This is a genomic window from Sulfurospirillum tamanense, assembly GCF_016937535.1.
Taxonomy (GTDB): Bacteria; Campylobacterota; Campylobacteria; order Campylobacterales; family Campylobacteraceae; genus Sulfurospirillum_B; species Sulfurospirillum_B tamanense.
In genome coordinates this window covers 61,766-84,715 of the sequence record NZ_JAFHKK010000005.1, presented here as the reverse complement: position 1 = coordinate 84,715, position 22,950 = coordinate 61,766, and the positions used below count along the sequence as shown (strand labels likewise).

At 45.1% G+C, this 22,950-nt stretch carries 22 protein-coding genes; 20 read left to right on the top strand and 2 right to left on the bottom strand.

Annotated features, from left to right (window positions below):
* Positions 1–17: 17 nt before the first annotated feature.
* From JWV37_RS03880 to metK, 6 genes are all read left to right on the top strand, one after another.
* Complete coding sequence (locus JWV37_RS03880) at positions 18–623, top strand: thioredoxin domain-containing protein (protein WP_205458454.1); 606 nt, start codon at positions 18–20, stop codon at positions 621–623.
* Positions 623–922: an ATP-dependent Clp protease adapter ClpS gene (clpS, locus tag JWV37_RS03875; protein ID WP_205458453.1), complete on the top strand. Its 300-nt coding sequence runs from the start codon at positions 623–625 to the stop codon at positions 920–922. The genes JWV37_RS03880 and clpS overlap by 1 nt, the downstream gene beginning before the upstream one ends.
* Before the next feature lies 1 nt (position 923).
* Complete coding sequence (clpA, locus tag JWV37_RS03870; RefSeq protein WP_369407649.1) at positions 924–3,098, top strand: ATP-dependent Clp protease ATP-binding subunit ClpA; 2,175 nt, start codon at positions 924–926, stop codon at positions 3,096–3,098.
* On the top strand, positions 3,091–3,744 hold the full coding sequence (aat, locus tag JWV37_RS03865) for a leucyl/phenylalanyl-tRNA--protein transferase (protein WP_205458452.1): 654 nt from the start codon (positions 3,091–3,093) through the stop codon (positions 3,742–3,744). Before clpA ends, aat begins: the two co-directional genes overlap by 8 nt.
* Positions 3,745–3,746: 2 nt before the next feature.
* Positions 3,747–4,655 carry an AEC family transporter gene (locus tag JWV37_RS03860; RefSeq protein ID WP_205458451.1) on the top strand — a complete coding sequence of 303 codons (909 nt, stop codon included), beginning with the start codon at positions 3,747–3,749 and terminating at the stop codon, positions 4,653–4,655.
* Between the two features lie 238 nt (positions 4,656–4,893).
* Complete coding sequence (metK, locus tag JWV37_RS03855; RefSeq protein WP_240332010.1) at positions 4,894–6,102, top strand: methionine adenosyltransferase; 1,209 nt, start codon at positions 4,894–4,896, stop codon at positions 6,100–6,102.
* Here metK and JWV37_RS03850 read toward each other — a convergent pair.
* The gene (locus JWV37_RS03850; RefSeq protein WP_205458450.1) at positions 6,073–7,404 is read right to left on the bottom strand and encodes an apolipoprotein N-acyltransferase; all 1,332 of its coding nucleotides are present in this window, start codon (positions 7,402–7,404) and stop codon (positions 6,073–6,075) included. The two genes, metK and JWV37_RS03850, sit on opposite strands and share 30 nt — an antisense overlap.
* On the opposite strand from JWV37_RS03850, the gene yajC reads away from it, so the two are divergent.
* The 14 genes from yajC (at position 7,374) to JWV37_RS03780 (ending at position 22,726) form a co-directional block, all read left to right on the top strand.
* Complete coding sequence (yajC, locus tag JWV37_RS03845) at positions 7,374–7,646, top strand: preprotein translocase subunit YajC (protein WP_205458449.1); 273 nt, start codon at positions 7,374–7,376, stop codon at positions 7,644–7,646. The two genes, JWV37_RS03850 and yajC, sit on opposite strands and share 31 nt — an antisense overlap.
* The gene (gene secD, locus JWV37_RS03840; RefSeq protein WP_205458448.1) at positions 7,639–9,216 is read left to right on the top strand and encodes a protein translocase subunit SecD; all 1,578 of its coding nucleotides are present in this window, start codon (positions 7,639–7,641) and stop codon (positions 9,214–9,216) included. The genes yajC and secD overlap by 8 nt, the downstream gene beginning before the upstream one ends.
* A gap of 1 nt (position 9,217) precedes the next feature.
* Positions 9,218–10,189 (top strand): protein translocase subunit SecF, encoded by a 972-nt coding sequence (gene secF / locus JWV37_RS03835; RefSeq protein WP_205458447.1) that lies wholly within the window; start codon positions 9,218–9,220, stop codon positions 10,187–10,189.
* Between the two features lie 71 nt (positions 10,190–10,260).
* Positions 10,261–10,599 (top strand): DUF6394 family protein, encoded by a 339-nt coding sequence (locus JWV37_RS03830; RefSeq protein WP_205458446.1) that lies wholly within the window; start codon positions 10,261–10,263, stop codon positions 10,597–10,599.
* A gap of 16 nt (positions 10,600–10,615) precedes the next feature.
* Entirely contained in the window at positions 10,616–13,060 is a 2,445-nt protein-coding gene (leuS, locus tag JWV37_RS03825) for a leucine--tRNA ligase (RefSeq protein WP_205458478.1), read from the top strand.
* Positions 13,061–13,576: an LPS assembly lipoprotein LptE gene (gene lptE, locus JWV37_RS03820; protein WP_205458445.1), complete on the top strand. Its 516-nt coding sequence runs from the start codon at positions 13,061–13,063 to the stop codon at positions 13,574–13,576.
* Entirely contained in the window at positions 13,557–15,107 is a 1,551-nt protein-coding gene (locus JWV37_RS03815) for a GGDEF domain-containing protein (protein WP_205458444.1), read from the top strand. The genes lptE and JWV37_RS03815 overlap by 20 nt, the downstream gene beginning before the upstream one ends.
* A complete protein-coding gene (locus JWV37_RS03810) occupies positions 15,104–16,258 on the top strand; it encodes a folylpolyglutamate synthase family protein (protein ID WP_205458443.1) in 1,155 nt (384 codons plus the stop codon). The genes JWV37_RS03815 and JWV37_RS03810 overlap by 4 nt, the downstream gene beginning before the upstream one ends.
* Positions 16,251–17,150, top strand: a complete 900-nt coding sequence (locus JWV37_RS03805) for a M23 family metallopeptidase (RefSeq protein WP_205458442.1) — start codon at positions 16,251–16,253, stop codon at positions 17,148–17,150. Before JWV37_RS03810 ends, JWV37_RS03805 begins: the two co-directional genes overlap by 8 nt.
* Positions 17,090–17,503, top strand: coding sequence for a bactofilin family protein (locus JWV37_RS03800; RefSeq protein WP_205458441.1), 414 nt, complete (start codon positions 17,090–17,092; stop codon positions 17,501–17,503). The genes JWV37_RS03805 and JWV37_RS03800 overlap by 61 nt, the downstream gene beginning before the upstream one ends.
* A 6-nt stretch (positions 17,504–17,509) precedes the next feature.
* The gene (mfd, locus tag JWV37_RS03795) at positions 17,510–20,482 is read left to right on the top strand and encodes a transcription-repair coupling factor (RefSeq protein WP_205458440.1); all 2,973 of its coding nucleotides are present in this window, start codon (positions 17,510–17,512) and stop codon (positions 20,480–20,482) included.
* Positions 20,479–21,261: an ATP-binding protein gene (locus JWV37_RS03790; protein WP_205458439.1), complete on the top strand. Its 783-nt coding sequence runs from the start codon at positions 20,479–20,481 to the stop codon at positions 21,259–21,261. Before mfd ends, JWV37_RS03790 begins: the two co-directional genes overlap by 4 nt.
* Positions 21,262–21,264: 3 nt before the next feature.
* Positions 21,265–22,065, top strand: a complete 801-nt coding sequence (locus JWV37_RS03785; protein ID WP_205458438.1) for a TIGR00282 family metallophosphoesterase — start codon at positions 21,265–21,267, stop codon at positions 22,063–22,065.
* A complete protein-coding gene (locus JWV37_RS03780; protein WP_205458437.1) occupies positions 22,055–22,726 on the top strand; it encodes a 3-methyladenine DNA glycosylase in 672 nt (223 codons plus the stop codon). Before JWV37_RS03785 ends, JWV37_RS03780 begins: the two co-directional genes overlap by 11 nt.
* Here the strand turns inward: JWV37_RS03780 and JWV37_RS03775 are convergent.
* Positions 22,723–22,950 (bottom strand): HP1242/YdcH family protein, encoded by a 228-nt coding sequence (locus JWV37_RS03775; RefSeq protein WP_205458436.1) that lies wholly within the window; start codon positions 22,948–22,950, stop codon positions 22,723–22,725. The genes JWV37_RS03780 and JWV37_RS03775 overlap by 4 nt on opposite strands.

Below are 22,950 nucleotides of genomic sequence, written 5' to 3'. Positions count from 1 at the left end.
CATGTAAGGATGCAAAAATGAATTGGAAGACCATACTCGTAGGAACCCTGCTTGCACTAGGCTTAAGTGGGTGCATGACAGACAAGCCAGAAGATGGCCCCGCACCGCGTTTAAAGCCTTATACAGCGGGTGAAAAAATTGTGCTCCAAAATGTCCACGGTGGGGCAAAAACCCTTGTACGCACCGAAAAAGGTTTTGTGGTAGAGGGTGAAGAAGAGAAGGTTGTGATGGTGGATATTTTTGGCACCTTTTGCCAGCCGTGCAAAGAAGAAGCCCCGCACCTTACCGACTTGCAATTGCGCCGTAATGGGGAGTTTGTCATCATTGCGTTGACACACCTTGAAGAGGTGAGTGATGACTATGTGCGGGAAAATTTTTCAGGGCAGTACAATGCCTATTATTTCATTAGCAATGGCAAAGACAACGCGCGCATTGCCCAAAGTGTCACCGATGACATTGAGTATAGGTCCGCACTGCAAGTGCCTTTTAAGGTAATGCTCAAAGGGGGTGAATACCAACACATCACCGATGTGTGGGAGAAAAAACCTGAGAATTTGTATTACATCGGGAAGATTGACACGGCGGTGATTGAAGAAGATTTGAATAAGATTTTGGAACGCTAATGGCTTTTAAAGAAGAGCTCGACACGGACCTTTGGGTAGAAGTAACACCACCACGACTCTATAAGGTGTTACTTTTAAATGATGATTTTACGAGCATGGACTTTGTGGTGCGCGTGTTGGTGGAGCTGTTTCATCACAGCCACGAAAAAGCCCTTGAAGTGATGCTTGCTATCCATGAAAAAGGGCGTGGTGTGTGCGGGGTATATACACGAGAAATCGCCGAAACAAAAGTGGTGCAAGTGCATCGATTAGCCAAAAGCAACGCGTTTCCTTTGCGTGCTGTCATGGAGGAAGAATAAGATGATGTTAAATCCCGCTTTAAATTCAGCCCTAGGTAGTGCGCTTGAATTTGCCAAAGACCGTCGCCATGAGTACATTTCCCTAGAGCATATCTTCTATGCTCTTTTACATGTAGACGCTACGGTGGCGCTTTTGGAGGCGTGCAATGCCAATGTGGACGTGTTGCGTCAAAAAGCCTTGCACCACCTTGAATCCCATTTTAGCACCTTGCCGCACGATGTGCCTCACGAACCTTTTGAGACCGTGGCGCTGAGCCGAACTATCGAGCGAATGCTCTCTCATGTGAAAGGCGCGCAAAAAAACGAAGCCAGTGTCGAAGACATGCTTGTGGCACTTTTTGAGGAAGAGCAAGCCTACAGCGTCTATTTGTTGGCGCAACAAGGGGTAACGAAGCTCATGGTGCTAGAAGCCATCACTGCGCGTAGCGAGGAGCGAGGTGAGGCTAAAGCCTTGGAATTGTACACGGTTGATTTGGTAGAACTTGCGAAGGAGGGGGGCATTGACCCGCTCATTGGGCGCGAAGAGGAAGTGACGCGCATGCAGCAAGTGCTGTGTCGCCGCAAGAAAAACAACCCGCTACTAGTGGGCGAACCAGGGGTTGGAAAAACCGCCATCGTGGAAGGGTTGGCCTTGGCGATTGCGGCGCAAAAAGTGCCCGCCATCTTAGAACACGCGCGCGTGTTTGCGTTGGACGTGGGTGCGCTTTTATCGGGGGCAAAATACCGTGGAGATTTTGAAAAACGCCTCAAAGAAGTCCTTAAAGAGCTCTCTAAAATCTCAGGAGCTATTTTATTTATCGATGAAATTCACACCATCGTGGGAGCTGGAGCCACCAGTGGCGGGGCGATGGATTTATCCAACTTGCTTAAACCCGCCCTAGCTTCGGGAAAACTGCGCTGCATTGGGGCTACGACCTATGGTGAATACCGCAATTTTTTCGACAAAGACAAAGCCCTTAGCCGTAGGTTTGCCAAAATCGACGTGCCAGAGCCTTCCATGGAAGATTCGTACAAGATTTTGTTGGGACTGAGTGAACGTTATGAAGCCCACCATGGGGTCCATTTTCCGCCCAAAGTTCTCAAAGCGACCGTGGAACTTGCCAAGCGCCATATTAACGACCGTTTTTTACCTGACGCGGCGATTGATTTGATGGACGAAGTGGGGGCTTCCTTTCATTTGAGTCCTCGAAAACGCACGCAAGTACGCTTGAGCGATGTGGAAACAACTTTGGCGAAAATCGCCAATATTCCCTCCTTACATGTAAACCTTAACGACACCACCGTGCTTCAAACTTTGGGTGAAACATTAAGGGCAACAGTGTTTGGACAAGACGCGGCCATTGACGTGCTTACCAGTGCTATTAAACGTTCTCGTGCAGGGCTTGGCAATCCTGAAGCACCTATTGGTGCGTTTTTATTTGCAGGACCCACGGGCGTGGGAAAAACAGAAGTGGCGAAGCAACTTAGCCGTGCGCTTGGCGTGCATTTTGAGCGGTATGACATGAGCGAATACATGGAAAAACACACCGTGAGCCGCTTGATTGGCGCGCCTCCTGGGTACGTGGGGTTTGAAGAGGGCGGACAGCTCACCGAAGCCATCCGTAAGCATCCCTATACCGTGTTGTTGCTCGATGAAATCGAAAAAGCCCATCCTGATTTGCTGAACATTTTGCTTCAAGTGTTTGACTCCGCCGTCTTGACGGACAACAACGGCGCAAAGACCGACTTTCGCAATGTGATTGTCATTATGACATCCAACCTTGGCACCAAAGAAGGGGCGCAAATGGGCTTTACCAAAACCGCTTCTTTTAAGGCCGATGGCGCGATTAAGGCGTTTTTTGCTCCCGAGTTTCGTAACCGACTCGACGCAATTGTCCATTTTGAAGCTTTGCAACCTAGCCACATGTTGCGCGTGGTAGAAAAAATGCTCAAAGAGCTTGAAGGGCAACTCGTCGCCAAAAAAATCATCATCACCGCTTCGGAAAAAGCCAAAGCCTATTTGGCCCAAAAAGGCTACAGCCAAGAGCTAGGCGCGCGCGTGATGCGACGGGTTATCCAAGAAGAAGTCAAAGCGCCTTTGACCGATGAAATCCTTTTTGGCGCGCTCAAAGACGGGGGCGTGGTACAGTTGGATTTTTCTAAAAATACCTTGCAATTTCGCTATACCCGTGCTTAATTCTCTCCCCTTTTTGAAAGAAGGGGAGGCTTTTCCCGATCCATCTTCCGGACCTAAAGAAGGGTTGTTGGCGTGGGGTGGAGAGTTGAGTGTCTCACGCTTACGCACGGCCTATCGCTCGGGGATTTTTCCGTGGTTTAACGAAGGAAATCCTGTGTTGTGGTGGTCGCCAGATCCTCGTTGTGTGATTTTTCCTGAAACCTTCTACTTCCCTAAAAGCATGCGACGCTTTACCAGACGCTATACGGTACATTTTGATGAAGCCTTTGGCGCGGTGGTTGCCCTGTGTGCTTCGCGGCCTTCTACGTGGATTACCCCTGCGATGCAAGAGGCCTACGAAGCCTTACATGTAAAGGGGATGGCCCACTGTGTAGCAGTGCGTGAAAAGGGTGAATTGGTTGGCGGGGTGTATGGGGTGTGTGTGGGGGGGATTTTTTGTGCTGAATCCATGGTTTCTTTGCGTCCCAATGCGTCTAAAGTGGCGTTATGGGCTTTATTTAATGTCTTTAATCGGGGGCTAGTGTTTGTGGATGCGCAAGTGCCAAACCCCCATTTGATGAGCCTTGGCGCGCAGTTGATGCCGCGAGATAAGTATCTAGACTATGTGGCGCGTGAAAAAAATAATCCGTGTGGAGTAGGGGTGTAAAAATGGTGGCAGTAATGTGGCAGATAGCACCTATTATGTTGTTTGTGGCGTTGGGATATGGGTTTAAGCGCGTAAAGCGGGATATTTCCAAAGAGCTGGTTGAGTTTGTCATGTTCTTTTCACTCCCTGCCATCGCTATCGTGCAGATTAATAAACTGGAATTTGACGCATCCATTTCAGGAATGCTGTGGATTGCCTATGGGGCGTTGGGGCTTTCTTTGGTGGTGAGTTTTGTGGCAGGAAAACTCATGGGGCTGGGGCGCAAAGACCTTGCAACGTTGATGTTGGTTTGTTCATTTGGCAACACCTCTTTTGTGGGTCTTTCGTATATTGAGGCACTGTACTCTTCCGAGGAGGTGATTTACGGCTTGATGTACGACCAATTGGTGACATTTATTGGGCTTTTGACCGTAGGAGTGGTGCTGATTTCATGGGGCGGGGGGCATGGGGAACGCCCCAAAGCGTTGGCTAAAAAAATTGTCTTTTCCCCGCCGTTACTGGCGATTATGGTAGCGATTATCGTGCGCGACATGGCGATTCCAGCTCCCCTTCTTAGTGTGCTTGAAAAACTGGAATTGACTTTAATTCCTTTGGTGACTATTGTGGTGGGCATGAAGCTGGAGTTTAGAACCATGTTTCAAAACTTTCACCACAGTGCGATGGTGCTTGGGTTAAAGCTCGCGGTTATTCCCTTGCTTGTTTTTGGGGTGGTGTATCCTTTTGTCGACATGAGCCAAACTTGGGTTAAAGTGACCCTTTTGGAGGTGGCGATGCCCACCATGACGATGGCGACAGTGTTTGCCATCGAAGGAGGACTGAACCGCCATTTGGCGATTAATGCATTGGGCCTTGGCATCGTGGCAAGTTTTGTGAGTATTCCTTTATGGAATTACTTTTTGCACCTTTGGTAGAGTAAGGCAAATTTGTTAGAAAACCCTAAGTAAAAAGGAGTTAAAATCTCTGCTTCGTCCACTAAAAGGGACAGGTGAAACAACGGTGGGTCATTTGGCCTTAAATTCTGAACTTTTAACCTCTACTTTGTAGCTTTTTGATTTCTTATGCGAAAAGTGTTCAAAAATGGAAAACAAAAGGATGGAAAACAATGAAAAACTTCGTTTTTCTGGAAAACAAAGAAATGGAAAACAAAATATGGAAACACGCTCCCATTACCTTTTTACCTCAGAAGTAGTTAGCCCTGGGCACCCTGATAAGTGTGCAGATATCATTTCTGATAGCATCGTAGATGCGCTGTTGATTGCCAACCCCAATGCTCGTGTTGCTTCAGAAGTATTTGTTGCTGGCAAACACGTGGTTGTAGGTGGCGAAGTTAACACCACATCACATCCTGATTATGAACAAATTGTCAAAGAGGCGCTAGTCAAGATTGGCTATGATGGCAAATCCGCTTTCACGAAAGAACAGTGCTTGCATCCTGACGATGTTAACGTTCAAGTGTTATTAAACCAACAATCTCCTGACATTAACCAAGGTGTAGACCAAAAAGACGGCGAAATTGGCGCAGGGGATCAAGGGATTATGTTTGGGTTTGCTACGTGTGAAACCGCTGATTTTATGCCCTCGGCCATTACTTACGCGCGCATGTTGTGCGACAAGGTCTACCATTATGCTCTAGCCCACAACCACAAACTCGGGGTGGATATTAAAACCCAAGTAACGATGGATTATGGCACAAAACAAAATTTTGAAGAGTGTTTGCCGCAAAAAATCCACACGATTGTCGTCTCTGCCCCTTCGGTTGAGGGGATGGATATTAAAGAGGTGCGCGCACTCATCAAGGGGCTCATTGATGATACAGGGCTTCCGCCACACTTGTACGACCCCAACGACACCATTATCCATATCAATCCCACAGGGCGTTATGTTAACCACAGCCCTTTGCACGATTCGGGACTGACGGGGCGCAAATTGATTGTCGATAGCTTTGGCGGGTATTCGCCCATTGGTGGTGGTGCGCAATCGAGTAAAGACTACACAAAAGTAGACAGAAGCGGCCTCTACGCGGCCCGTTGGATTGCTAAAAATATTGTTGCAGCAGGGTTGGCCAAAAAGTGCATTGTGCAGCTAAGTTATGCTATTGGGGTGGCTAAACCTGTGTCGATTTCTGTAGATTCCATGGGCACATGCGCTAAGGGAATTGATGATGATGCGCTCTCCTTGTTTGTAGCAAAAGAGTACAGCCTTACACCACGTTGGATTACACAAAAATTCAACCTCGATAAACCCAGTAAAGAGACTTTTTTGTACGCAGATGTCGCCGCGCGTGGCCAAGTTGGGCAGAGTGATTACCCGTGGGAAAACCTCGACGCACTAGAAAGCTTTAAGGCGCTCTTGAAGTAAGGTTTCTATCGCAGCCAATGGCCCGCTTGGTTTGGGGTAGACAACCTCACTGGGCGAGCCATTGGCACTGTGATAAATGGTGGTGTTGTGCACTGAAGCGTAAAGCTTTAAGAGCAAACGCTGTAAGGTGGGTTGAATAGAGGGCGTAAACCATGCGTTGTTGCTTGAAGCAACCATGAAGCGCGGATTACCCGCAAACAGTTGGGGCTTGGTGGCTTCAAAGCAGATAGCATTACGCAACGCCACCCCTTCTACTAAAAAATCACTGGGTCTTTTGGCAACCAAAAAGTCACTCGCCCCCCCGTAAAAAAAGTGATTGATTGCCTCTTTTATCATCCTGGGAAACGGGATGGATTCACCAAAAGGAACCAAAATTACCTTGTGGGCAACCCGTAAAACACCTTGGTCGAAAAAATAAGTGGAGTTATAGACTCCTTCTTTTTCCGCACTTAACGCCCCTATAAAAATACCAATTGAAAACGAGAGAGTTTGAAGTTCTTTGATGCGTTCAGGATGGAGGTTGAGGTAAAGGGGCAAAGCACTCTCAGGAAAAACAATAGCACGCGCGTTGGTCTGGATGGCACGGTGAATGTCTTCGAAAACTGCGTTTATTTGTGCTTCTTGGTAGTTTTTATCCCACTTTTGAGACTGGGGGATGGTGCTATTTGCCAGCACAATCTCAAAAGGAAGCACAAAGGGCGCAGGCCTTGTTCCTTCAAGGGCAAAAAGAAAAAACAAAAGGCTAAAAACGCGTTTTTTTCCTTTACATGTAAGAAACCACACAACACCAGCCATAATAAGCCCTAAGGCAAAATAGCTGAGATTAAAGGGGGTATTGATAAAAAGCAAACGCCAGTCAAGCCAATTAAACCCAAAAGGGGCAATAAAACCCAAGCCAAAAAAAAGGGAAGCTTTTACCCAGGGGCTTTCATGAAATTTGCCACATATCCAAAATAAAAAACCATAACACAGCCCAATCCCTAGCACGCCAAGGGGTATCAAATAGCCAAACCCGTAGTATGTAAAGCTGAGTGCAATCCAGTAAAACCAAGCTATTCCCAGAAAAAACCCCGTCCAAAACAAACCTCTTGAGTCTTGCGAAAATAGCAGTGCAAGACCTAGTAAGGCGAGGCTTACATGTAAAGCCCAAAAAGTAAAGTCAAAGTGCTCAAGATAGAGGAAAGCTGAAAGAAGAAGCGCGCAGAAAAAGGCGTTTATTATAATAGAAGTGTTAAAATACTCCCTTAAAATTTTATACCTAAAGGATTCGTATGTCAGGCGATGGAAATATTTTTGCTTCACTTCTTCCCCTCGTGGTGCTCTTTGCAATTTTTTACTTTCTTGTGATTAGGCCGCAGCAAAAGCAGGCAAAAGAACACAAAGCAATGGTAAGCTCACTGGAAAAAGGCGACAAGGTTATCACCAACGGAGGCATTATCTGCGAAGTGTACAAGCCCGAGGAGGATTTTATCAAAGTCAAACTTAATGACGAGATTATCGTCAAAGTATCGCGTGAATATATCGCGAAAAAACTCGATGCCTAAAAGCGGTGTGACATACCGGCTAGTGATTTTTGCACTAGCCATTCTTTTGGGTATCGGTTTTGCGTTGCCCACTTTCTTGCAAACCGAAAAAGGGGCAAAAATCACCCTAGGCCTTGACCTTCAAGGGGGGCTTCATATGCTTCTTGGGGTAGAAACCGACGAAGCACTGCATTCTAAAATCAAATCTATCGCTTCAAATATCAAATTTTTTACTGACGATAGTGGCATTCTTGTGGATAATTTGCGTGTACGTCAAGACCGCGTCAGTGTCACTTTGCTTGATCCTGATGAAGAGGCCAAGCTGGACACTATGTTGGCAGAAATCTCAGGTTTGGTGGTGGAAAAAACTGGGCTAAATTACGTGGTAAGTCTTAGTGAAGAAGAAAAGCTAAACACCGCTCAGTACGCCATTAATCAAGCAGTTGAAACCATCCGAAACCGTTTGGACCAATTTGGCTTAGCGGAACCGACGGTCGCAAGGCAAGGGGAAGAGAGTATTTTGGTGGAGCTTCCAGGTATAAAAACTGCCGAGGATGAGCAGCGCGCCAGAGAGCTCATTGCTAAGGCCGCCCATCTTCAACTCATGGCCGTAGATAGTAAACGGCAAGATCAAGTTTATACCATGACAGCCGCAGAAGCCGCTTCTTATGGCAATGTCATCTTTCCTGATGCGCGCAATGCGCAACAAAAACACCTCGTACAAGCCATTCCCATCCTTGATGGCAGTATGCTTACCGATGCTAGAGTGGCTTTTGACCAAAACAATCAACCTGTGATTAACTTTTCCCTCAATAGCCAAGGGGCGAAGATTTTTGGCGATTTTACGGGTAAAAATGTGGGCAATTATCTTGCTATTGTGTTGGATGATAAAGTCTATTCCGCCCCTGTGATTCGTGAGCGCATTGGGGGAGGAAGTGGACAAATCAGTGGCGCGTTTAGCATACAAGAAGCCCACGATTTAGCCATTGCGCTTCGCAGTGGCGCGCTCTTGGCGCCTGTGAAACTTTTGGAAAAACGCAGCATCGGGCCTTCTTTGGGTGCTGATAGCGTTAAAGCAAGCTTGACAGCACTCATTTTGGGCTTTGTGGCAGTGGTGATTTTTATGGTAATTTACTACGGCCTTGTGGGCGTGATTGCTAATGTGGCCCTTATCTCCAATCTATTTATTATTATTTCAGTAATGGCACTTTTTGGTGCGACACTCACTTTGCCTGGAATGGCGGGGATTGTGTTGACTGTGGGGATGGCGGTGGACGCTAATGTGATTATTAATGAGCGCATCCGTGAGCTTTTGCGTTCAGGGGTTAGCATTAAAAAAGCAGTAGAGCAAGGGTATGCCAACGCATTGAGCGCTATCTTGGATGCCAACATTACGACACTCATCGCTGCTGTGGTATTGTATTCGTATGGCACGGGACCTATTAAGGGATTCGCTGTGACTATTAGTATTGGGATTTTGGCCTCCATGTTAACAGCGATTTTAGGAACACATGGTGTGTATGATTTATTAATGAACCGCATTGAACGCAGTAAAAACATGGCGTTGTGGTTTGGCATGAAGCGAGGGTAGTATGCAGATTTTTTCAAAGGATAAAACCTACGGCTTTATGAGCAAGAGCCCATTTTTTCTTGCATTTTCTCTATTTTTAGTGTTGGCTTCGTTGTTTCTTTTGGGGACAAGAGGCCTTAATTATGGGATTGATTTTTCTGGCGGCACGCTTATTCAAGTGAAGTACGATGCTCCTGTTGCCTTAGACAATATTCGCCAAAAAATTGTCCAAACGCCTTTGTTTAAAGACGCTTCGGTTACACGGTTTGGCTCAGAAGAAGAAGTCGTCATTCGTTTTTCAGGTTCTAGTCAAAATGTGGATGAAGACGTTGGCGATTTAGCGAGAAGCCAGCTTGAAGGCACTGGGAATTTTGAAATTCGCCGCGTAGATATGGTGGGCCCAAAGGTTGGGGCAGAGCTTCGTGAAAAAGGTTTGATGGCATTTTTGGTCTCGATTATTGCTATTTTAATCTACATTGCCTATCGGTTTGAGTGGCGTTTTGCTATTGCTGCTATCATCGCCCTTGTGCACGACATTTCCATTGTTGTGGGGGCTTTGGTTTTATTTCGCGTGGATATTAACCTCGATATTTTAGCAGCACTGCTGACGATTTTGGGTTATTCACTTAATGATACCATCATTATTTTTGACCGTATTCGCGAGAGTGTGCGAGAATCTAAGACCCTTAATTTGCAGATTGTGATTGATTATTCAGTGTCACAAACCCTCTCGCGTAGCTTGTTGACCTCTTTGACAACATTTTTCGTTGTGTTGACCCTCTTTTCATTTGGGGGAGAGATTATTCATGGGTTTGGATTCACCTTGCTTGTAGGTATTTTGGTGGGAACGTATAGCTCCGTGTTTGTGGCCTCCCCAACCCTTCAGTGGTTGCGATTTGATGTAAAAGGCTACAAAGCAAAAGAAGCCGAGGCAGAAAAACGACGGCTTGAAAAAGAAAAGATGCGAGCCCAGTATGAAAAAGGTATTGTGTAACAATATTGGATAAACTTTGCTTTAAAAGCGTATCTAGAGCTCAAGAAGAGCTCTACTAAAAGGAGAGTGCGATGGATTGGGGAAAGGTAACCTATATCTTTTTTGCGCTGATGAGTCTCACGACCACAGCGGGATTTTTGTACGATAATAATGAAATCGCCCTTTTTGTGGCCGCAAGTATTAATCTTGCTTCCACGTTGCTTAAAATTGGGGTGCGCAACATTCTCTCAGCAGAACTGTTTGCCAGCTCTTTGGTAGCAGACTTGCACCTGATTCCTGCATTTATTATTATGCAAGTTTCAGGAAACCTAACCATCGCTATTTCATTGGCCATTGGTGCCGTGATTGCTAATGTGTTTTCGTTGGCGCTTGTGTTGATTGAGTCAGCAAAAACACGTGATGAATTTTAACCAAGGAGAATGATTGATGGAGTATGTACCCTCCGCACTGGAAGCAAAATGGCAAAAGATTTGGGAGGAAACGGAGGCGTTCGAGCCTTTAGCTGACCAAACTTTACCTAAAAAATATATTTTGAGCATGTTTCCTTATCCCAGTGGACGCATTCATATGGGGCATGTGCGCAACTACACCATCGGGGATGCCATTGCGCGTCATTGTCGCAAAAAAGGTTTTAATGTTTTGCATCCCATTGGATGGGACTCTTTTGGAATGCCTGCAGAGAATGCAGCTATTAAGCACAAAACGCATCCTAAAAAATGGACCTATGAAAACATTGCTTACATGCGCAAAGAATTAAGTGCATTGGGACTTTCTTTTTCCAAGACACGTGAATTTGCAACCAGTGACGCGCTATATACCAAACATGAACAGTTTATTTTTACGCAAATGTATGAAAAAGGATTGGTGTACCGCAAAAATGCGACTGTCAACTGGTGTGAACCTTGCCATACCGTGTTGGCTAATGAGCAAGTAGAAGAGGGCGGGTGTTGGCGTTGTGGGACACCCGTCATTCAACGCCAAATGCCAGGGTATTATCTTAAGATTACCCAATACGCCCAAGAACTCTTGGAAGATTTGGAGACGCTAAAGGCGGGATGGCCTTCTCAAGTGCTGACGATGCAGGAAAATTGGATTGGTCGAAGTGAGGGACTCTCTTTTACATTCGCACTTTCAAGCGCTTCAAAAGCAATACTTGGGGAAGGGTTTGAGGGATATGAAGTGTTTACTACGCGTCCTGATACTCTCTATGGTGTGACTTATTCAGCACTGGCGCCAGAGCATCCCATCGTGACGCGCTTGCTTACATGTAACGCTCTGGACCCTGCAACAATAGCTGCTATTGAGGCGATGCGACGTTTAAGCTCCCGCGATAAACAAAGCGCTAAAAAAGAAGGGTTTCCTCTTGGCATTGATGTCATTCACCCGTTGACGGGCGAAGCTGTTCCTGTGTGGGTTGCTAATTTTGTCTTGATCGAATACGGTGGCGGTGCAGTCATGGCGGTACCTGCACACGATGAGCGTGACCATGAATTTGCCACACAGTATGGTTTGCCTATATGTCAGAGCATTGCGCCTTTATCGGGCGAGTATGATGTTTCTGTTGCGATGACAGCTTATGGCACGTTGGTGGATTCTGGCCCTTATACGGGCTTGGCATCCAAGGAAGCTATGGCAAAGATTATCGAAGATTTTGAAGCCAAAGGGCTTGGCAAGCGGGTGATTAATTATAAATTGCGCGATTGGGGTATTAGCCGCCAGCGGTATTGGGGTGCACCCATTCCAATAGTACATTGCGATACGTGTGGTGTGGTGCCTGAAACGCGTTTGCCTGTGACCTTGCCAGAGGATGTTTCCATTACGGGTGAGGGTAATCCGCTAGAGCAGCACCCCACCTGGAAGCATACAACTTGCCCAGTATGCGCTAAACCTGCCTTGCGTGAAACTGACACCATGGACACTTTCTTTCAGTCCAGTTGGTATTTTTTGCGCTACACCAGTGACCCTTCTTTCTGGGATGAGGTGCCTTTTGATAAAGAAAGTGCTGGGTACTGGATGCAAGTAGATCAGTATATTGGCGGGATTGAACATGCGATTTTACACTTACTGTACGCCCGATTTTTCACCAAAGTCTTGCGGGATTTGGGCTATGTAAATTGCAATGAACCTTTTACTAATCTCCTTACCCAAGGGATGGTGCTCAAAGATGGCGCTAAGATGAGTAAATCCAAGGGCAACACTGTTGACCCTGATGCTATTGTGGCAAAATATGGAGCAGATACAGCACGCCTTTTTATGCTCTTTGCTGCACCTCCCCAAAAAGAGTTGGAGTGGAATGATAGCGCAGTGGAAGGGGCGTATAAGTTTATCCGCCGTCTTGTGGAGCGCAGCACCAACGCCAACTCTTGCAGCACATTGCCTGAAATTGCCCACGAAGCTTTGAGCAAAGAAGAAAAATACGCGCGTAAAAAAGTCTATGAAGCACTCAAAAAATCCAACGAAGTCTACCAAAGCGGCTATGCGTTTAATACCCTCATTGCTGCGTGTATGGAGGCTCTTAACGCCCTCAATGTTCAAACTAACCCCGTAGTGTGGATGGAGGGCTATTGGGTTATTTTGTCTATTTTGGAACCTATCACTCCCCATGTGGCATGGGAGCTTAGCCAAAACCTTTTTACATGTAAGAACATGGGCGAGATAACCATAGATGAGAGGGTCTTTGAGGAAGAAAACCTAACCATTGCTGTGACTGTTAATGGAAAAAGGCGCGGAGAGATTCAAGTTCCTTTGGACGCCTCCAGGGAAGCCATTTTGCTTGCAGGGAAAGAGGTGGCACACAAGTGGTTAAAAGAGACAACACTTATTAAAGAGATTTACGTGCCTGGCAAGCTTGTGAATTTGGTGGTGAAATAGATGCGTTTTTTTGGGTTGATTCTTGTGGTGGCATTGTTTGCAGGGTGCGGGTACAGGCCTGCTGCTCAAGTGACCCAGTCGGTTTTGGGTGAAAATGTGTTTATCGATGTTACTATTAATGTGCAAGATCCCAAAAACAGTGTGTTGATTAAAGACGCACTTAAAGAAGCCATGATTGGTCGCCTTGGCCGTAATGTGGTTTCAAAGGAACAGGCGCAAACCCAACTGTACGGCACGCTTGGTTCCGTGGGATTTTCCGCCACAATGTATGATCAAGACGGGTATGTTACAGCCTATAAAGCACGTGTAAGTTTGACGATTGTGACGGTGTTTGAAACCGGGGAGAGAGAAACTGTTCGTGCTTCAGGAGAGTACGATTTTACTATTGAAGCCAATAGTGTTATTAGTGATGCGCGCCGCTTTGAAGCCATTAAAAATGCATCTGTGGACGCCCTTGATGAGTATATAGCTGCGATATCAATCCGAGGAATGCGCCATGGCAAGCACGATCAATGAAATTATCAAAGAGAGTTTAGAAAAACTTCGGGAAGAGCACCTTACACTAACGCCCGATAATTACACAAAGGTTTTTTGTCAGGTGGCTAAAAACCGTGGGGTTGTGATGGAAGATTGCCAAAAAGTTGAAAAATTTTTAGCGCGTTTGGATACAGATTTTCAACAAGAGGCTAAACGGCACAAAGTAGCCAACGTGGATGAGTTATTGAGTTTTTTCACTGCCAAACTTAATCGCCTCAATCCCACTGAAAGTGCAAGACTGATTCAATCTTTAGTATTGATGAGCAAGCGCGTGCTTCAGGCTATGAGTTTGTTGCCAAATAGGCGCGCACGCACACTTGCAAGCGCGTCTCTTGAGCGCTTGGATGTAACACAAAACCACCAATCTGTAGAATTAATCAAAGACAAGTGGTTTGATTTTATTAATGAATACGATGACAGTTTTATGAAAAAATTAGATGGATTTGGCCCGATCAACAAGGATGATTTGGAGTCAATGGTTAATGACATCTATAAGCTTTTGCGTAAAGAAAACGACGATTCAGCGGTGTATAAAACCCTCGCTCCTTTAATTATTGCAACCCTGACCCCTTCCATTGCTTCGAGTATGAATGACGATTTGGCAACCATTAGTTATGAGCTGCGCAACTCTCCTGAAGTATTGGGCTCGGTAGCGATTCAAAACGACATACGTCAATTTATTAAAAAGCGCATTGAATTAGATAAAAAAGAGATTCAAGAAAAAATCAGCGCCCTAGACAAGCTTCTTGATGATATTAATACAAAAATCCTTCATCTTATCGACAGTAGTGAACACAGCACAAGAGAGGTTCGGGGGATAAAAAAAGATTTAGAGGGGATCAATTTTTCTAAAGATACCTTTGAGTCTATCCAAGCAAAACTTATTTTAATCGCCTCTTCTTTAGAATCTGAAACCAGTACCTTGCACCAAAAAATGGTAACCAACCAGCAGACCATTCACAAACTTCATACGCGTGTTAAAGGGCTAGAGCATGCTTTGGCGGAAGCCAAACAAGAGGCCAAGCAAGACTATTTGACTCATGTAGCAACCAAGCGCGCCTTGCAAACAGAGATTGATCGCGTGGAGGAAGCGTACATTCGCTATAAAATAGATTATTGTATTTGTTTTTTAGATTTGGACCATTTTAAAAACATTAACGACACTTTTGGGCATGAAGCGGGCGATGTTATTCTTTCAACCGTGGGCAAGATTTTACGCAAATATAGCCGCCAAGTGGACTTTGTGGGGCGCTATGGCGGAGAAGAGTTTTTAATCATTTTACCAGGTATTGGATTGGAGCAAGCAGTCATTTTTGCAGACAAAGTGCGCAAAGTGATTGAAAACTTTAAATTTATTTATAAAAAAGAGCGCATTGCAGTGACGACAAGTTGTGGCATTAGTGAACGCAAAGCCCATCGCACTAAAGAAGAAGTCATCGAAGCAGCCGATAAAATGCTCTACCAAGCCAAAGAGGCAGGACGAAATCAAGTAAAGCCCTCACCCCAATGACCCTAGAGCAAACCCTCGCACAAAAGCCACTTTACTCAGAACGTATTGACATTACTCGTATGCCTCGCGCCTACGATTTTTTGAAAGAGGCTTTGCATGTCCCTTCTGTTGTGCATATTGTCGGCACCAATGGCAAGGGGAGTACGGGACGTTTTTTGGCTCTTATGCTAAAACAACAAGGCAAAAAAGTGGGCCATTATACGTCTCCGCATCTTATGCGTTTTAATGAGCGTATATGGAGAGACGGAAAGCTTGTGGAGGACGAGGAGCTAGAAGCTTTACATGTAAAGCTCTCTTTGCTACTTCCTCCTGATATGGCACATGAACTTTCTTATTTTGAATACACTACATTTTTGGCCATGCTGGCTTTTGCTTCTTGCGAGGTTGCTGTTTTGGAAGCAGGGCTTGGAGGCGAATGGGATGCGACAAATGTTTTTCCTAAAACCCTAAGCATTATCACGCCCATTGGGATGGACCACCAAGCTTTTTTGGGCGAAACACTAGAGGAAATAGCCAGCACAAAACTTCGTAGCATGAGTGCTATGACAGTAATAGCGCCAAAGCAAGATGTTCGTGTGTTAAAGATTGCCAAAACACTGGCAAAAGAAAAAGAGATACCATTGGTATTTCCAGAGGATATGGTTTCGCTCAAAACAGAGACGGAGATGAAGGCGTATTTAAAAGCCCACACCCTTCCTGAGTTTTTTACAGACAACCTAAAAAGTGCCTATGCTTGCGCGCGCTTGATGGGAGTTTTTCCAGAAATCTCTTTACTTCCACCTTTAGATTTGCGTGCTAGGTATGAAAAAATTGCACCTAATATCGTGCTAGATTGCGGACATAATCCCATGGCGGCATCTGCTCTTTTGGGTGCTTTGGAAAACTCCCATTATATTTTTATCTACAACAGTTATTTAGACAAAGATATTGCTGCTATTTTAGAGATTTTAAAACCAAAAATTAAAGAACTTTGGTTAATGCCGCTTTCTCAAAAGGGAAGACAAACGGGCGAGGCTTTGGTGGTAGAGGCATCAAAGCAATTAAATATTCCGTTTGGTGCATTTCGATGGGATTTTGATCCGCAAGAAAAGTATGTTGTTTTTGGTTCGTTTGCGGTTGTAGAGCGGTTTTTGGAGGAGATGAATGCGTAATAAATTTGTGATTACGATCACAGATATTAATGGCTCAAAACAGTTTTTATTGCACCAGCTGGTTAAGAAATTTGTGTTGTACTTTACCCTTGCAGTGATTGGGGTGATTGTTTTTGGGGGATGGTTAATTTCAATGCTTTATGGAGAACTTAGTTCTCTTGAAGAAAAAAAGGAAGAACTTATTCAAAAAGAGTATCAACTGGGCGAGCATAATGCAAAATTACAGCGCCAAATTGATGCCAAGACCAAGCAGTTTGAAGCTATTAATGACAAAGTAAGTGGCATTGAGGAGCTTATTGGATTGAAAACGCCAGAGGCTACGAGCATTGATGAGCGCCTTGAAAATTTGACAGTGACTAGCACGCAACAACAACACCTTTTTCGCTCCATCCCCAATGGCTGGGTGATTGAAAACACAGGTCTTACGGGAAAATTTGGATGGCGCACACACCCTATTTTAAAAACCCGAGAATTTCACCGCGGGATTGATTTACGCGCACCCATTGGCACACCCATTGTTGCTCCAGCTGATGGCGTGGTAGAGTTTGCAGGCTATCATAAAGAGAGTGGTTTTGGCTATTTGGTTATTGTCCAACATAACTATGGTTTCAAAACATCTTACGCCCATCTTGAAAAAACAATGGTGGTAAAGTCAGGTGAATTTGTTCGAAAAGGTCAGCTAATTGGATATACTGGCAACAGCGGACTCTCTACGGGGCCTCATTTGCATTACGAAGTAAGGTTTATTTCACGTCCTTTGGACCCACAACATTTCTTAGACTGGAACAGTGCAAGTTTTGATGAAATTTTTGAAAAGGAGAATCGTGTCTCATGGCAATCTTTACTAAAGATGATAACCGATCCGTCTCATCCTCAGAGACCACCCTCATAGCTGTTGGTGCTACTATACGTGGGGAGTTTACCCTTGAATCACGTTTACATGTAGATGGAGAGTTGGAGGGCAATATTCACTCCAGTAGTGTAGTGGTGGTAGGAAAAAAAGGACGCGTAAAGGGCGAGCTTAAAGCAGAAAAATTGGTAGTTAATGGTGAATTTGAAGGCAGCGCAGACTGTTCTTATGTGGAAGTGCTTGCAGGGGGAAGGTTTATTGGGAACGTGCTCTCAAAAGAGTTGATGATTGAATCAAAGGCCTATTTCCAAGGCCAGAGCAATATTCGCATTGAAGAGCGCCCCGCGTTGACCCAAAAGAATGAAACCCCTTTAACCACTCCAGATGAGGTGTAATTTCTCTTGCAAGCGGCATGTTATGAATATTATAAACACGGCGGCAAGGCACAAATCCTTGTTGCCAAAAACGATAAAGAGGTTGCAAGGCTCAAAGACGCTGTAGCACTAGCGGGAAAAAAGCCTTTTGCTCTACCTGATTTTAGAGCCCGTAACTCAGAAGACTTGCGCTCTTACAGCGCGGAACTTTATGCCCTTTTGGCAGCACTTAACCATTTTGCCAACGAGGCTTCGCCTAAAAAAGTCCTTATCTCCCCTTTGCGTACCTTGTTGCATCCCCTTCCCGCTCCAAAACTCCTCAAGCGTCGCACCCTCTGCTTTGGAGAAAGAGTCTCCCTTGCAGCCTTTAAAGAAGAGTTATTGCACTGGGGATACACCTTTGTGGATGTGGTAGAGTCCCACGGGGAGGTCTCTTTTCGCGGGGATATCATCGATATTTTTTCTATCGATGCTGTGGAGCCTGTGCGCATTAGTTTGTTTGGTGATGAGATTGAAAGCATTCGTTTTTTTGCTTGCGAGACTCAAAAGAGCGACAAAACCGAACACGAATCGGTGACAATCTTACCCGCGTTATTTGGACTAGACGCACAAGGGTTTGAGCGCGTCTTGCATACTATAGAAAACACCCCAAGTGATGCCTTTGTTAAAGATATGCTCTCAATGGGATTTTGGGGTCTTGGTGAGCTTCGCATGGATTACCTGAGCCATTTTGATGCGTGTTTTGCCCAAAAAATGGACGGTGAAATTGCAGAAATTGCACTTTTTGATGAGACAATTGATGCGGCACGGCTTTTAGCACTTCCTCTTTTGCCTGAACCAAAACAGTATCAAGACATTGAGGTGAGTGCTCCTAAGCCTTTTTTGGAACTTCATCAAAACAAGCGCATTACGCTCTTGGCGCGTAATGAAGCGTTGCTTAAGCAGGTTAATATAGAAGAACTAGGGCGTTTTCAAGAAAGCCCATTAGTTGTTAATATTATGAGTAAAGAAGAGATTATTCTCTCCTTAAACAAACCTCTTTCTAAAAAACGCCCCAAACGCCCTTCTATGATTTTGGACGAACTGCGCATTGGGGATTACGTGGTGCATGAATCTTACGGGGTGGGGATTTTCAAAGGCCTGACCAACACCACTGTGCTAGGCGCCACGCGCGATTTTGTCACACTTGTTTATCAGGGCGAAGATAAACTGCTCCTACCTGTGGAAAACTTGCATGTTATTGATCGCTATATTAGTGATGGTGGCGGGCTAGCGACCTTGGATAAACTGGGGAAAGGCAGCTTTCAGAAGTTAAAGGCCAAAACAAGAGAAAAACTCTTTGAAATTGCCAAAGAGATTATCGATATTGCGGCAAAGCGAGAACTAGTAAAGGGTTTTAGTGTACGATGTGACCATGAAGAGATGGCCTTGTTTCGTGCTCAAGCGGGTTTTGAATATACTCCAGACCAAGAGCGAAGCATTGAAGAGATTTTTGAAGACCTTGGTTCTGGTAAGGTAATGGATAGGTTATTGAGTGGGGATGTGGGGTTTGGAAAAACAGAAGTAGCCATGAATGCTATTTTGGCTACCGTTAAAGGCGGTTATCAAGTTGCATTTATTGCCCCCACAACCTTGCTCTCTTCTCAGCATTTTAAGAGCATTAAAGAGCGACTTAGTGGGTTTGGTGTGCGCTTAGCAAAACTTGACCGTTTTACTACCACCAAAGAGCGCACGAGTCTTTTAAGAGGGCTTGCGGAGGGAAGCATTGATGTGTGCATTGGTACCCATGCGCTTTTGGGTGCACCGATGAAAAATCAAGCGTTGCTTGTCATCGACGAAGAGCATAAATTTGGTGTTAAACAAAAAGAAGCCCTTAAAAATATGCGCGCTAATATCCATGTGCTCTCCATGAGCGCCACCCCAATTCCCCGTAGCCTTAACATGGCGCTAAGTTCCATTCGACAGTATTCGCAAATCCTCACTCCACCCAAAGAGCGGGAAGATGTGCGTACCTTTGTGAAAGAGTATGATGAGGTGTTGGTAAAAGAGGTATTGCTCCGAGAAATTCGCCGAGGCGGGCAGATTTTTTATGTACACAATCGCATCGCTAGCATCGAATCCAAAGCAAGAGAGTTGCGCCAAGTCCTCCCCTCCCTTCGCATTTTAGTGCTTCATTCTCAAGTGAGCGCAGCGTTTACTGAAAAGGAGATGCTACGGTTTGAGGAGGGGGCTTATGATGTGTTGCTTTCTACTTCCATTATCGAATCAGGCATTCACCTGCCCAATGTAAACACCATTATGATTGAATCTTCCGACCACTTTGGGATTGCGGATTTGCATCAACTTCGGGGTCGCGTTGGGCGTGGTGCGCGGCAAGGGTTTTGTTATTTTTTAGTGCAAAATAAAGAAGCCCTAACCGACCAAGCCAAAAAGCGTCTAGTTGCCCTAGAATCAAACGCTTCTTTGGGGAGCGGGTCGGTGTTAGCGTATCATGATTTAGAGATTAGGGGTGGGGGAAATTTGGTGGGTGAAGCCCAAAGCGGGCACATTAAAAACATTGGTTATGCTTTGTACCTCAAAATGCTTGAAGATGCCATTGGGGAGTTGATGCACCATGAAAAAAGTGAAAAAAAAGAGATTGATCTAAAGCTTTCTATTAGCGCTTACATTAGTCCTGAGTGTGTGGGCGAAGACCGAGTGAGGTTGGAGCTTTACCGACGGTTGAGCCACTGTAAAAGTATTCAAGAAGTGTATGAGATTGAAGAAGAGATGTGCGACCGTTTTGGAAGTGTTGATGTGCCAACGAAGCAGTTTTTGGAGTTGATTGTGGTGAAAATTTTAGGTATGGCGAGCCAAGTTTCCAGCATTGCAAATTACCAGCAAAACATCACAGTAGCTTTTGAAGATGGAAAAAAAGAGGTCTTAAAATCCCCAAGCAAAGATGACGATGATATTCTTGCAACTCTTCTTGAGTATTTGCGTAAAAAGGAGAAAAGATGAGCACTCTTATCTCTTGGGAAAAAACCCAAGCGGCCATTTGGCGCCCCAAAAAGCAAACTTTACGACCTGTTAGAGAGATTGATGCAGTAAGGCTGGAAGATTTGGTGGGCATGGAGCGCCAAAAAGAGGTATTTTTGGTTAACGTGGAGCAATTTTTAGCAAAGAGGCCCTTCAACCATGTACTGCTTTGGGGCGCAAGAGGAACGGGAAAGTCTTCTTTGGTAAAAGCCCTGCTGTGTCAATACGCCGACCAAGGATTGCGCTTGATTGAATTTTCAAAAGAGGATTTAAAGGATTTGCCTGAAGTGGTGGATGAATTGCGGGAGCTTCCTTATTGGTTTGTTGTTTTTTGTGATGATTTTTCTTTTGAAGAGGGTGACACTAGCTATAAAGGATTAAAACCAGTTTTGGAAGGTTCCATCGAATCTCCTCCTTGTAATGTAATGGTCTGCGCGACATCGAACCGACGCCATTTGGTCGCAGAACATGTGCGCGATAACGTAGGAACAAGGGTTTTAGAAAGGGAGTTGCATTATTCGGATGCGGTTGAAGAGAAAATTTCTCTCTCAGATAGGTTTGGCTTGTGGCTCTCTTTTTACCAAGGAACACAACAAGAGTATTTAGATATTGTTGAGCACTATTTTAAAGACTACCAAGGTGACAAAACCCCACTCCATCTTGCTGCTAAACAATTTGCCGCCTCTCGCGCGTCACGAAGCGGACGCACGGCAAAACAGTTTTACAATGCGTACGCTTCAGTTTTTTTGAAAAAGGGGTAGAGGGTGAGAGTAGGGTTTATTGGCGATGTGGTAGGACGACCTGGGCGCAAATTGATTCAAATGCACCTAAGGGCATTAAAAGAAAGACACAGGCTTGATTATGTCATCGCTAACACGGAAAATGCTAGCCATGGATTCGGGCTAAGTATTAAAAATGCCCATGAGCTTTTTAATGCAGGCGTGGATATGATGAGTGGAGGAAATCACAGTTGGGATAAAAAAGAGATTTTGCCGTTGCTTGAAACCCATCCTATTTTACGACCAGTAAACTACCCAAAGGGGGTTCCTGGATGCGGGGTTGGATACTTGCGAAGCCAAAATTACACCCTCGCTGTCATAAATGTGATGGGCCATTACACGATGCCCATGTGCGACAATCCTTTTATTAGCACCCTTGAAACCTTGGAGACCTTAGAGCCTCACGACGGTGTGTTGATCGACTTTCATGCAGAGGCAACCAGTGAAAAACGGGCATTGTTTGCCTTGCTGAAAGGAAAGGTATCTGCTATTATTGGAACGCATACGCACGTTGGAACAGATGATTTGATGGTGGAGCAAGGGACGGCCTATTTGAGCGATATTGGTCTAACGGGGTGTCGAGACAATGTGATCGGGATGGATGCCGCAGCGCCCTTAAAGCGTTTTTTGACAGGCCTTCCCGCCTCTTTTGAAGTGCCTAATCGCTGCAAGGGAATTTTACAAATGGTTGTCATGGATTTTGCAAGCATGGGGTGTCAAGAGGCTTACAAAATCAAACTTTATGATGACACACCTATTATTACGCAGGCGTGGCATGAGGCGTAGCATAGAGCTTTTGGGGGCGTTGAAAAATGCAGGGTTTGCCGCTACATCTCGCGATCCCTTTTGGTGGCCCAACAGTGGCACATTTGAGGTTGTTGTGGGGGTGGTGTTAACCCAGCAAGCCAAATGGGAGCGGGTGGAAGAAAGCCTAGCGCTGCTGCGTAAAGCAAACGCGTTACATGTAAAGACTTTGGCGCAAATGAATGAAGAAAAACTCAAAGACTACATTCGTCCCAGTGGTTGTTTTAATGCCAAAGCAAAGACCTTAATACGACTCTCCAGGGGGATTTTAGAAGAGTTTGAAACCTTCGAAGTTTTTGCTAAAGAGGTGAGTAGAGAGTGGCTACTTGCCCAAAAAGGCATCGGGCCGGAGAGTGCTGATTCAATTTTGTGTTACGCATGCTATAAAGAGGCCATGGTAGTGGACAGCTATACAAATAGATTGTTGCGTTACTATGGCTATACTTTTGAGAGTTATGAAATGCTTCAAGAGTGGCTCATAGAAGGACTTGAAGAGGCGGAGGTGGCAAAGCTATACGAAAGAACTCTCTCTCGTGTGGAACTTTATGCTAGGTTTCATGGGAAAATTGTCGAGTTTTGTAAAGAAAAGGTGAAAGGCGGGGAGATAACGCAAGGGGTTCCAGGCTTGAGCCTGGAAGATTAAAGGCTTTTTTCTTCTTTGTAAGCCAAGATCATCTGGTAGGCTTCATCTTTAAGACGAAGCTTCTCTTTTTTGAGGGTTTCAAGCTCAAAATGTTCCATGTGTTCACGCCCCTCTTCAACATCAAGAATCTTCTGATCAAGTTCATTGTGGCGTTCAAAAATTTTTGCAAAATGGGCATTTTCTACTTTTATTTTTGAGATAATATCACGGTATTCGTGTAGCAT

Coding starts and splice junctions, on each gene's coding strand:
- JWV37_RS03810 (WP_205458443.1), top strand. CDS start 15,104: ATGACCCTAGAGCAAACCCTCGCACAAAAGCCACTTTACTCAGAACGT.
- JWV37_RS03790 (WP_205458439.1), top strand. CDS start 20,479: ATGAGCACTCTTATCTCTTGGGAAAAAACCCAAGCGGCCATTTGGCGC.
- JWV37_RS03815 (WP_205458444.1), top strand. CDS start 13,557: ATGGCAAGCACGATCAATGAAATTATCAAAGAGAGTTTAGAAAAACTT.
- JWV37_RS03805 (WP_205458442.1), top strand. CDS start 16,251: ATGCGTAATAAATTTGTGATTACGATCACAGATATTAATGGCTCAAAA.
- secF (WP_205458447.1), top strand. CDS start 9,218: ATGCAGATTTTTTCAAAGGATAAAACCTACGGCTTTATGAGCAAGAGC.
- JWV37_RS03880 (WP_205458454.1), top strand. CDS start 18: ATGAATTGGAAGACCATACTCGTAGGAACCCTGCTTGCACTAGGCTTA.
- JWV37_RS03830 (WP_205458446.1), top strand. CDS start 10,261: ATGGATTGGGGAAAGGTAACCTATATCTTTTTTGCGCTGATGAGTCTC.
- JWV37_RS03780 (WP_205458437.1), top strand. CDS start 22,055: ATGAGGCGTAGCATAGAGCTTTTGGGGGCGTTGAAAAATGCAGGGTTT.
- JWV37_RS03800 (WP_205458441.1), top strand. CDS start 17,090: ATGGCAATCTTTACTAAAGATGATAACCGATCCGTCTCATCCTCAGAG.
- clpS (WP_205458453.1), top strand. CDS start 623: ATGGCTTTTAAAGAAGAGCTCGACACGGACCTTTGGGTAGAAGTAACA.
- clpA (WP_369407649.1), top strand. CDS start 924: ATGATGTTAAATCCCGCTTTAAATTCAGCCCTAGGTAGTGCGCTTGAA.
- yajC (WP_205458449.1), top strand. CDS start 7,374: ATGTCAGGCGATGGAAATATTTTTGCTTCACTTCTTCCCCTCGTGGTG.
- secD (WP_205458448.1), top strand. CDS start 7,639: ATGCCTAAAAGCGGTGTGACATACCGGCTAGTGATTTTTGCACTAGCC.
- JWV37_RS03775 (WP_205458436.1), bottom strand. CDS start 22,950: ATGCTACACGAATACCGTGATATTATCTCAAAAATAAAAGTAGAAAAT.
- lptE (WP_205458445.1), top strand. CDS start 13,061: ATGCGTTTTTTTGGGTTGATTCTTGTGGTGGCATTGTTTGCAGGGTGC.
- metK (WP_240332010.1), top strand. CDS start 4,894: ATGGAAACACGCTCCCATTACCTTTTTACCTCAGAAGTAGTTAGCCCT.
- leuS (WP_205458478.1), top strand. CDS start 10,616: ATGGAGTATGTACCCTCCGCACTGGAAGCAAAATGGCAAAAGATTTGG.
- JWV37_RS03860 (WP_205458451.1), top strand. CDS start 3,747: ATGGTGGCAGTAATGTGGCAGATAGCACCTATTATGTTGTTTGTGGCG.